We start from the raw sequence: 10,710 nt of genomic DNA, 5'->3' as shown, positions 1-10,710 counted from the left end.
GAATATAGGCGAATCCTTGATTCAGGACATCCGCCAACAGGCCGTACGGCTTTTCCAGGTACTGGATGACACTCGAAAAGAGTATCGCGTCAGGATGACGCTCCTCTATGCACGCATTCAGATCATGATAGAACCTAACGTGCTCGTCCTCGAAATATTGTTTCCCGCATTCAACAAATTTCTCCTGCTCGACAATGCTCCATTTCAACTCAGGCAAATGCTCCAGAAATTTCTTATTCTGATAATAGCTGCTCCCGAGCGATCCGCCGAAATCGATCAGGTTCAGTCTGTTGTCCTCCCGCGAAGCGACCCATAAAAGTCCGGCCAGCAAAGGCCAGGAATACTGAACCTTGTCGAAAAGGACAGAATCCCGCTCATAAACGGCTTCGCCATTCTTCACCTTGAGCAGGGCGTCCTTGACCTTATTCAGGATCACGTCTGAATCGTAGCTCGTTGATGCGAGTTGCGCTTCCTCCCATGTTCGGTAGTTGCCTGAAAAGACAGGACTAGTGAACGCCTGAGCCACTAGATCTGCCATAACAGGAGGCACAAAGCGTTTTATGTTTTTCGCAAACTTCATTCAGATTACGCCCTCATCTGTTTATGAATGATTTCATTCAAAAGGAGCGCCCGCTGAGCGAAAGTATGCGCCCGCATGGTTCGCGACTGCCCAGCTCGTGCTATCTCCTCGCGCTCCCTCGGGTGGTCCAGCAGCCAGGCAACTTTTTCAAGGCATTCATCCGTTGTTTTGTACGTGACCGCTTCTTTATCGGGTTCGAATAAATCCGGCAAGTTGCTCTTCCAGTCCGTAACCATGCAGGTGCCGACGCCGGTTGTTTCAAAGAGCCGCATGTTTGAAGCGAACCGTGGTGATGAATCGGCATGGATATTAAGAGTTATCCTGGAAGTACGCAAAACCTGAAACATGTCTAGACCAAAAACCGCGGATTTTAAAAATGGTTTCAGAATCGGGTTCACCGGTGACAGCGGTTTTGAAGGCAAGTCTATCGTTCTTCCGATTATCGGCAAAGCCCGCAACGCAGATTCAGGAATACCAACGGCCTTGAGAACTTTCATCCCGCCGTAGGCGCCCGCCGTCAACAGCGCCTTAACGTCATCTTTCCAGCCGAGATCGGCACTTGGAGAAAAAATATCTATGCCTATATGTGTTGCCAATTGCTCAAGTAAACGCTCGCGTTCCATATGAAATTGATTTAAACGAACAAGCTGACCGATAAACGAAAAATTTATTTGCTTCGGTCCATTTTTGAGGCGGCTATTGATTCTAGGATCAAAGCCATGATGTAAGTGTGCAGCGCGATACCCTTTCTTTTTAAGATGTTCAACTGATTCAGGCGCGCATGACAGAATGATATCCATGTGATGCCATGCTTCTGTTCTCGGAAGCGCGCTCCCTACCCAGCCCAACACGAATCTAATAGACGGTACTTCGGATTTTATTGCCTGTAATAAAGCGTTATTAGAATCATCAAACCATAAGATGTCAGGTCTGAAGCTTTTTGCCTGAGCAAGTGCAATCTTATTCAAGTCAATCCCCATTGGATCGGGAATGGAATTTTCCTTTGCCCACGCACGCTGCATAGGCTCCGCATTGTATGTAATTTCCATCACATTGTAACCAAGAGGAGTTAATGCGTGCGTCCAATAATCGGCCCAGCCGAATGCATCATAAGCAAAGGCAGCTTGCTGCTCGATAAATGATTTATCCGTAAGCCATGGATTCTTGCTATAAAAATCCCTCAAATAACTCGGATAATAGGTGGTTACTTTAAGAAGTTTCACGTTTTAAGCCTTGACCAGATTGCTGTATACTTGACGATACCTGCCGCGGGTATCAACTATCAACCTGCTATGCTTTAGAATAGATTCGTAATCGAATGCGTCGTGATCAGTCGAAATTAACACACAATCTACACACGAAAGCTGCTCCGAAGAAATATCAATTGATTTGAGGTCGAATCGGTGTTTGCGCATCTTCGGGAAAACGGGCACGTGAGGGTCCGAATAAGAAACAAGGGCCCCCTTGGCAGCTAAGAGCTCCATGAGTTCGACTGAAGGTGACTCCCGCACATCGTCAATGTTTTTTTTGTATGCTATCCCTAGCACCAGTATATTAGCGCCTTTGAGCGCTTTTCCGCGTTCATTGAGCGCATCCATGACCTTACCAATAACCCATTCAGGCATCTTCGTATTGACCTGCCCGGCGAGTTCTATAAAGCGGGTGTCGACACCGTATTCCTTGGCTTTCCACGTCAGGTAGAATGGATCTATCGGAATGCAATGTCCGCCGAGGCCAGGCCCCGGATAGAAGGGTGTAAATCCAAAAGGCTTGGTAGCAGCGGCATCGATCACCTCCCAGATGTCAATCCCCATGCGGTCGGCCACGATCTTCATTTCATTGACAAGACCGATATTCACAGCACGAAAAATGTTCTCGAGAAGTTTGGTCATTTCCGCCGTCTGAGTGGAGGAGACGGTAACAACTTTATCAATTATACTTTCATACAAAGCTCTTCCCATATCAAGGCAGGCTGCTGTTGACCCCCCAACAACTTTCGGGATGGAACTCTTGGTAAATCGAAGGTTGCCGGGGTCCTCCCGTTCAGGTGAAAAAATAAGGAAAATATCCTCGCCCACTGTGAAGCCTTTCTTTTCAATACGGGGCCGGAGTTCTTCCTCAGTCGTACCTGGATAAGTAGTGCTTTCCAGGCTCAACAGCTGTCCCTTTTTTAGATAGGGCAGGAGGGATTCGATCGTATTGATAACAAATGACAAATCCGGTTCCCGGTGATCTCCTAGCGGCGTAGGGACACACAAAATAAGGACATCGGTTTCGGCAGCCCGGGCAAAATCGACGGTTGATTTGAAACGGCCGGTGCTATATACATGAGTCACCTTTTCTGAGCCGATGTGTTTTATGTAGCTCATGCCGCGATTGAGCATATCGACCTTTTTTGCGTCTATATCGAAACCGAGGACTTGAAAGCCAGCTTCAGCAAATCGAAGCATCAACGGAAGGCCCACATATCCTAGTCCGAAAATTCCGATAACAGCCTCTTTGGCTTTAATTTTTTGAATTGCCTTATATTTCACAACCCACCCCTTAAATTTAGTCGTTAAATGCCAAGACAGTTATTTGTTCTATAAAAAATTGCTGTTTCAGCCTTGAAAGGGCATATAGGAGCCAAACCGATAAACTCAATTTTCCGGAACCCATTTTCAAGCAGGAATTGATACCCCTCACTGTATTCCTCTCGATCACTATTATCCCAGATAATTACACCCTCTGGTTTAAGAGCTGCAATAGAATTCTTGGCACAATTAACTCGGTCTCTGCCATCAATAACGACAATGTCAAACGTATTTTTATATTCTGATATCTTCTCTGAATAAGCTCTGCCATAATCAAGTTCTATATAATGAAGCTTTACATTAACGGGAACACTGGTAAGTGTTTTTCGATACCACTCCTTATTATGTTCGACAGATACAATATCCTTAACTCGTGACGCCCACCAGACAGTGCTACCACCACTACCATACTCGAATACTGACATATTTGAATTAATACGCTTGCTGAGAAATTCAATTGATGGGTACGTGATCCATGGAAGCGGATTTCCATTTGCATCTACGGAAATTTCCTCCTTAAAGCTTTTAAACCAACCATATTCCTTTAGAAGCCCAAATTTTTTTAATGAATATAAAGAGTACAAATCCATTTTTTTTAAAATAATAACACCGAGTGCCTCTATTATCTTATTCATCACCAAGCCTTTGGATATAATATTGCTTTTGTCATCATATACCCGGTCCTATGCAGTGGCCTATAGACAAAGCATGCACCGTGCGCTGCAACCCAATAGGCGATGCAGGAAGCAATGGACGCCCCCATGCCACCGTAGCGGGGAATCAGCACTAAGTTCAAGACGACGTTGGTGACGCTCCCCAGAAAAACAGTTATGAAATGGACCTTGGTCCAGTTCATAGTATTAAGGAATGCACTGCGGGCAACCCCAAGGTTTACAAACAGCCCTGCCCATATTAAAACAGCAAGCATCGGGCCTGCTTTCGTATATGAGGGGCCAAACAGAACAGCCACGACCCAACCCGCGAGGAAAGTCACCGGTATCGCAATAAGATAGGCGATCATGGCCATCAGATTATAAAGCTTCTGCAGGTGAGAGTAAAACAAATCCTCGCTGATCGCTTTGGCTTCAACGATGCCAGGCAGCACGGATGAATAGATCGCCATCGGAATAAAATACCAGACCTCAGCAAGTCGCACCGCCGCAGAATAAATACCTACCTCTGCGCTCCCCCTCATCTGGCCCAGCATGACCTGGTCGATACGCAGATAAATCATGCTTACTATCCCAGAAAATATCAAGGGCCAGCTGTCCTTAAGCAGCGTTGCCGCCATGGTCAGGCTGGCGTGCCAATCCTTCAGACGGTGCCCGGTGACCCTGTACGCGATCACCAATCCGGCTGCGCCAACGGCTATCTCTGTCAGTGCCGCCCAGGCAAAGGCAACGAGCGGCGCATTTCTCAAAATCAGCACTATCTTGACCGCTGAGACCAAGAGAAATGCAGAGTTTGTGGCAAAGACAGTGTACTTTGAAGAGACTTGCGACTGGAACCAGAAATTGATGGCATCAAAGGCCTGGAAAATAGATCCTGCGGCTATGATTCCCACAAGCCAATGCGTCAGCGTATCGGCGGGACGAACAATAAAAATTCCCGCCATGGTCAGTCCGAATACCATAAGCGCGCTCATTATCCTGAGCAAGAACGTGGTGCCGATGATCTCGTTTTTCAATGCAGGTGTTCTGACCAGGTTCCGCACCGCGATATCGTTCAGTCCTAAAGACGCAAGAGCTGAGAATAACGTTACAAAGGCAACAGAATAACTGAAAAGGCCATATCGCTCCGGCCCCAAATAGCGCGCCACCCAGACTCCGACAAAGAGCCCAACTCCCATCCGGACGATCTGGTCGGCAAACAGCCATCCAGTATTGCCGAGAGCCCTTTGCAGTACGTGGCGCCCCTCCAGCTTCTGCTGGATGAAAGTTGGCAGGTATTTGGTCCACGTTTGGTTCATAGCGGAAAGATCACCTTTATCTCTTCTCTCTTCACCCCGTTTCTTAGCAACCCTTGAAAAATTTCGTTTCTCCTAAGATACGATGCAACGAGGACGAAGTCATACTCCATCCCCCCCACGGCGTCCATGGGTTTTATCTCACGTCCAAAAAAACTCGCTCCCGACAGTTCCTCGCCCACCACGCCCTGAAGCTTCAATTTCGTCTCCTGAAGCGTCAGGTACGCGATCTCCGCAATCTCGTCGGCACCTGCGAAGACCACTTCCCGGGCGCCGCTGCCCTGCATCTCTCCGAACAGTTCTTTCAGGTTGGTCCTCGTCTCCCGGTAGATCCTCGTGTAGTCCTGCATGAGGTCATAGGCAAGACGGGTCTTTTCCTTAAACCCCTTTGGAGTGAGGTAATAGGTGTATCTTTTCGGAGGTATCATCCTGACGGTAACGTAACCCTTTGCGACGAGGTTCTTGATGTAGGAATTGACGAGTCCGAGTGCTATCCCGAGCCGCTTGCTGAGGTCCCTCTGGGTCATCGAGCCATTGTTCGCAAGCTCATCGAGCAACTGCAGGGACTTCAGAGGCTCCCCATCCTCCCGGCCGGCCTTCATGTTCATACTATGAACATACCATAGGCATCCCAAAGGAATCAAGGACTCTTAAAGCACGGGAAGCTCGATGACGGCCTTTCCCCCGCATGACGGAGCGGTACCCAGGGGTTTCGACATCCACTTGAATACCGATCGTAACGTTGATCCTCTGCCATTTCCCGGGCGACCGGCCAATAAGGAAGAAATAACATGGCAAGTGGGGCCTGTCTAAAAAACTGGCTCTTCCGGGAATCCTGTGAAATCTTTCACTTGCCCTCCCATGAGGACGGCGAGCCTCTCCTATTGTCCCCCTCCCAAGGGGAGGGGATTAAGGGAAGGGTGTTGCAACGCCTGGATTTGAGACCTTTCAGACACCCTCTCCCCAAGAGAGAGGGCATTCTATCCCGCACAAATCCCTGAAGAACCATCAAATTCTTGTCCTTCCCTTCTCTTCTTGGTGGTCACCGCGAATAAGGAAAAAAGAGTTATAATAGGAATATAAGATAGGACTTCAGACAGGATCCTGCGAAGAGAGGGCAACATGCATATTGCTTTGATTCTTATGATTCGCCTTCCATAAGAGCATCGTCAGAAAGTCGAAAGGCGCCGAGGCATCCTCGTGAAGTCACATCAGCAATGAACGGGCATAGTTATGTCAATCAAAAATCTTGAAGTCTTTTTTAATCCGAAAAGGATAGCGGTTGTCGGCGCGAGTCAGGACCCTGAATCCACAGGGTATTTCATCCTGAAAAACATGATCGGCAACGGGTTCAGCGGGGTTGTCCATCCTGTCAATCCCCTGTCCGAATCCGTACAGGGCGTTGAAGCATACAAAACGCTCTCCTCCATTCCCCATAGCGTGGATCTTGCGATTCTTGCCGTCCCCTTCGAAGAGATCCTTCCGACCGTTGAAGAGTGCGGCAAAAAAAATGTCAAGGGCGTGTCCATCATATATCCCGATTTCTGCCTTAGTGATAAGGAAAACCAGCTTTTCTCTGGCAAGATCAAGAAGCTCTTAACGAGATACGATTTGCGGATTCTAGGCCCGAATACTCTGGGCTTTATAAGGCCCAGCATAAGCTTGAACGCCAGCCTCTTTCCGAAAATGCCGAAGAGTGGGACGACAGCCTTTATTTCTCAGAGCGCTACACTCACGAGCGCGCTCCTCGACCGGGCAATAGACAAGAACTTCGGTTTCAGCTATATTATCTCCCTTGGCACAAGACTGGATCTCGGTTTTCCCGACCTCATCGACTTTCTCGGAGTAGACCCCAAGACCAGGGCGATCATCCTCTATCTCGAACATATTGAGAGGGGCCGCAAATTTATGACCGCCGTCAGAAGCTTTGCACGAAGCAAACCCATCGTGGTGGTCAAATCGGGGAAATTCGATATTTCGGCACAGGCGGCCCTGACCCACTCCGGGGTTCTTGCAGGAGAAGACAAGATCTATGATGCAGTTTTTAAAAGAGCAGGAGCAGTGCGAATCGATGAGATCTTAGACCTCTTTTATCTTGCGGAAACCCTCGCCCAGGAAAAGCGTCCCAGGGGGAAACGTCTCGCCATTATCACCAACGCCGGCGCCCCGTCAATGATCGCGATGGACACTCTCCTGAAACTGGAAGGCGAGCTCTCGGTCCTCGGAGAGGACACCGTCGGAAACCTGCGTCAACTGCTGCCGTCGGTCAGGGAGGTGCAGAATCCTGTCAATCTCCTCACGAGCGCTTCCCCAGCCGACTATAAAACAGCTGTCGAAAACTGTCTCAAGGATGCCAATGTGGACGGGCTTGTTGTCATTCATGTCCCTAACTTCAGGGCACAGCCCGAAGAGACGGCGGGGGCCATCGTTGCCGCAAAGCAGGTGAACCCCCATGTCCCTTTATTCACGGTGTGGATGGGGGGTGAGCTGGTGCAATCTGCCCGGGAGCTTTTGAATGAAAGGGCGATACCGACCTTTGTCACCCCTGAGCAGGCGGTAAGAAGTTTCATCTATCTCTATCGCTATGACTATAATCTGCAACTCCTGCAGGAAACTCCCGAAACAATTCTGAGGGATTTCTCCCCTGACAGGGAAATTGCGAAGAACATCATTGACGGCGCCCTGGATCAAGAAAGGGTGATACTCAATTCGAAGGAGGTCAAAGAAATACTCCAGGCTTACGGCATGCCCGTCATTACGACGAAGAGGGCGGAGAATGAAGAGGAGGTTGTTCGCATTTCCGAAGAGATCGGTTACCCTGTTGTTCTGAAGATAGACTCGGAAAAGGTTTTTCACAAGATAGAGAAATCAGGGGTTCACCTTAATCTCAAGGATGAGGGCTCCGTCAGGGACGCCTTCAGGAGTCTCAGGGAGTTGGCCCTCTCCAGCGGAGACCCTGAAGCTCATGTCCTGATCCAGCCGATGATTACACAGTACGGTTATGAATTGGCAATCGGGGCCAAAAAAGACCCCGCATTCGGTTCGGTCATTGTTTTCGGTATGGGGGGAGAACTCCTTGCAACTCTGGGCGACTACGCAGTAGGTCTGCCGCCCCTCAACCAGACCCTTGCGAGGCGACTGATGGAGGAGACAAAGATCTATAAATTCCTTCTGTCCCAGGATCGTCATAAAGAAACACTGAGACTTTTGGAAGAGATGTTGGTAAGATTCTCCTATCTCCTCATCGATTTCCCGTCCATTAAAGAGATCGACATCAACCCATTCTTCATCACAGACAAGGAAGGTTTTATCCTCGATGCGGGCATCCTGCTCGAACGGGAAGCGGCGCATGACCTTACCAATTTTAAGAGTGACCTCTGTCCGCCCCATCTCTGCATTTGCCCCTATCCGTTCAAATACGTCCAGAAGACGACCCTCGAGAACGGGGTTCCGGCCATTATAAGGCCGATACGCCCTGAAGATGAGCCTCTCCTCTACAGCCTCTTCAGAACCCTGTCAGAGGAAACCATCGTATTCAGGTTCAACCAGCGCCTTACCGACATGCCCCACGAAAGACTCGCCCGGTACTGCCAGCTTGACTATGAGCGAGAATTAGCCTTTGTGGCGCTTATCGAGGAAGGCCCCGGGCAGGAGCAGATGATTGCGGACGTGAGGATGATGAAAATGCCTGATCTTGAGACAGCAGAATTGGCGATTCTCGTTGCAGATGAATGGCAGGGTCATGGCATCGGTACCATGCTCATCGATTACTGCATAAGGATCGCACGGGAGTTAGGGATCAGGAAGATCTTGATGGAGATACTGAGAACAAATACGAGAATGTTGCATGTTGCGAGGATTAGTGGGTTTGAAGAGGTCTTCTCGGATGAAGATATGGTACGGGTGGTTCTCGATGTGGAGGGACCGGCCGACAAATATGCGCTTCCCGCACTCGCGCACCAGGATCGGTAGCATTCGTATCTCATACGCCTTCTTGATCAAGGAGAATCCAACGAAAGCCGACGGGCAGGAGTCGGTCTCATCACAAGGAGAGATATCCCTTTGTCAGAGTGAAATGACCAAGGGCCTGCTAAAATGAGATATGGCCCTGTGTGTGTTGTGCGACACTTTTTCCCGTGGCATCTCAAAGGAACTCGGGGTCTGTCTCAAATGTATAAGAGAGAGGCCGGGAGAGGCGCTGCCGATTGCGATGGCGGCGCATGGGCGGAGCAGGGCCGCCTTCGGACTTCCCGAAAAACCGCCGAAAGACCCTCAGGGGATTCCCTGCAAGATTTGCGTGAATGAATGCAGGATCCCTGAAAACGGGACAGGCTACTGTGGGTTGAGGAGAAATCTGAGGGGAAGGCTTACCGGTGTGTCGCCTGAAGAAGGCAAACTCTCATGGTATCATGACCCCCTGCCCACGAACTGTGTCGGGGACTGGGTCTGTTCCGGTGGAACAGGGGCGGGCTATCCGGAATATGCCTATCGTCCGGGGCCGGAACATGGATACAAGAACCTCGCGGTTTTCTTTCACGCCTGTTCGTTCAACTGCCTCTTTTGCCAGAACTGGCATTTCAGACAGGAGACCCTCAAGCCGCACACAGCTTCGGCCCATGATCTCGCATCGGCGGTGGACGAAGAGACCTCCTGCATCTGCTATTTCGGCGGCGACCCCGCTCCACAGGCCCCTTTTTCCCTCAGGGCATCGAGACAGGCCCTTGAGAGCGGAAAGGGCAGGATTCTCAGGATATGCTGGGAGACAAACGGGTCCATGGCTCCCGGGCTCCTCTCGGAGATGACAGAACTTGCCCTGAGTTCCGGTGGCTGCATTAAGTTTGATTTAAAGGCATGGGACGACAATCTTCACACCGTCTTGACGGGAAATACCAATAAAAGGACGCTCGAGAATTTTGCAAGGGCGGGAGAGAAAACCGGCCTGAGGACCGTCCCTCCCCTTCTCATCGCAAACACGCTACTCGTGCCCGGGTATGTAGACGAGGTTGAGATAAGAAATATTGCACGATTCATCGCATCGATAGATCCCGCGATCCCATACAGTCTCCTCGCCTTTTATCCGCATTTCTATATGGCGGACATGCCCATGACCGAAAAGGCCCTGGCTGAAGAATGCCTCGGGATCGCAAGAGGATAGGGGCTCTGGAATGTGAGGATCGGGAATGTGCGCCTGCTGGTATGAAAGAGCAATGCCGCCGACTGCTTTATGGATTCCCGATTACTACCTCGGGAATGACGCGCAAAGACCTTTGCGACCCTTCTAACGTAAAGGGATTTCTAACTCACTACACTGATAGAACCGATGTTGAATTCCCTCGGTAAGACTTCTATTTGAGTCGTCAAAAGAAAGTGCTTTAAGTTTGAAGGATATTATATAATTGAGCATTTCCGTGGTCGGCACAACATTTTCACGACTGCATAATTTGCATTATGTTATTAACAGTCTCAAAATAATATTTACAGATGTGCTCCCTATTATTGGTCATGCCCGAGATCCTTAGTCGGGCATCCATTCTGTTCAAAGTGGATTCCCGCCTTCGCGGGAATGACGGCCAAGAATGTGCAGACTATTA

Annotated in this window: 8 protein-coding genes; 2 read left to right on the top strand and 6 right to left on the bottom strand. The window is 49.5% G+C overall.

The features are described 5' to 3' along the window. The 6 genes from VFG09_02265 to VFG09_02240 all read right to left on the bottom strand — a co-directional run. On the bottom strand, positions 1–580 hold a 580-nt coding region (locus VFG09_02265; protein ID HET6513956.1), incomplete at its 3' end, for a methyltransferase, TIGR04325 family. A 5-nt stretch (positions 581–585) separates the two neighbouring features. Next, positions 586–1,803, bottom strand: a complete 1,218-nt coding sequence (locus tag VFG09_02260) for a glycosyltransferase (protein HET6513955.1) — start codon at positions 1,801–1,803, stop codon at positions 586–588. A 3-nt stretch (positions 1,804–1,806) separates the two neighbouring features. Further along, entirely contained in the window at positions 1,807–3,114 is a 1,308-nt protein-coding gene (locus tag VFG09_02255; GenBank protein ID HET6513954.1) for a nucleotide sugar dehydrogenase, read from the bottom strand. Positions 3,115–3,137: 23 nt separating this feature from the next. Then, positions 3,138–3,788 (bottom strand): hypothetical protein, encoded by a 651-nt coding sequence (locus tag VFG09_02250; protein ID HET6513953.1) that lies wholly within the window; start codon positions 3,786–3,788, stop codon positions 3,138–3,140. Further along, entirely contained in the window at positions 3,788–5,122 is a 1,335-nt protein-coding gene (locus tag VFG09_02245) for a flippase (GenBank protein ID HET6513952.1), read from the bottom strand. Before VFG09_02245 ends, VFG09_02250 begins: the two co-directional genes overlap by 1 nt. Next, entirely contained in the window at positions 5,119–5,727 is a 609-nt protein-coding gene (locus tag VFG09_02240) for a winged helix-turn-helix transcriptional regulator (protein HET6513951.1), read from the bottom strand. The genes VFG09_02245 and VFG09_02240 overlap by 4 nt, the downstream gene beginning before the upstream one ends. A 625-nt stretch (positions 5,728–6,352) precedes the next feature. Here VFG09_02240 and VFG09_02235 point away from each other — a divergent pair. Then, complete coding sequence (locus tag VFG09_02235) at positions 6,353–9,091, top strand: bifunctional acetate--CoA ligase family protein/GNAT family N-acetyltransferase (GenBank protein HET6513950.1); 2,739 nt, start codon at positions 6,353–6,355, stop codon at positions 9,089–9,091. A gap of 130 nt (positions 9,092–9,221) precedes the next feature. Beyond that, the gene (locus VFG09_02230; protein HET6513949.1) at positions 9,222–10,274 is read left to right on the top strand and encodes a radical SAM protein; all 1,053 of its coding nucleotides are present in this window, start codon (positions 9,222–9,224) and stop codon (positions 10,272–10,274) included. The last annotated feature ends 436 nt before the right edge of the window (positions 10,275–10,710 follow it).

The organism is Thermodesulfovibrionales bacterium, from assembly GCA_035686305.1.
GTDB lineage: Bacteria > Nitrospirota > Thermodesulfovibrionia > Thermodesulfovibrionales > UBA9159 > DASRZP01.
The sequence above is the reverse complement of the archived record's forward strand: the minus strand, read 5'-3'. Positions and strand labels throughout refer to the sequence as shown.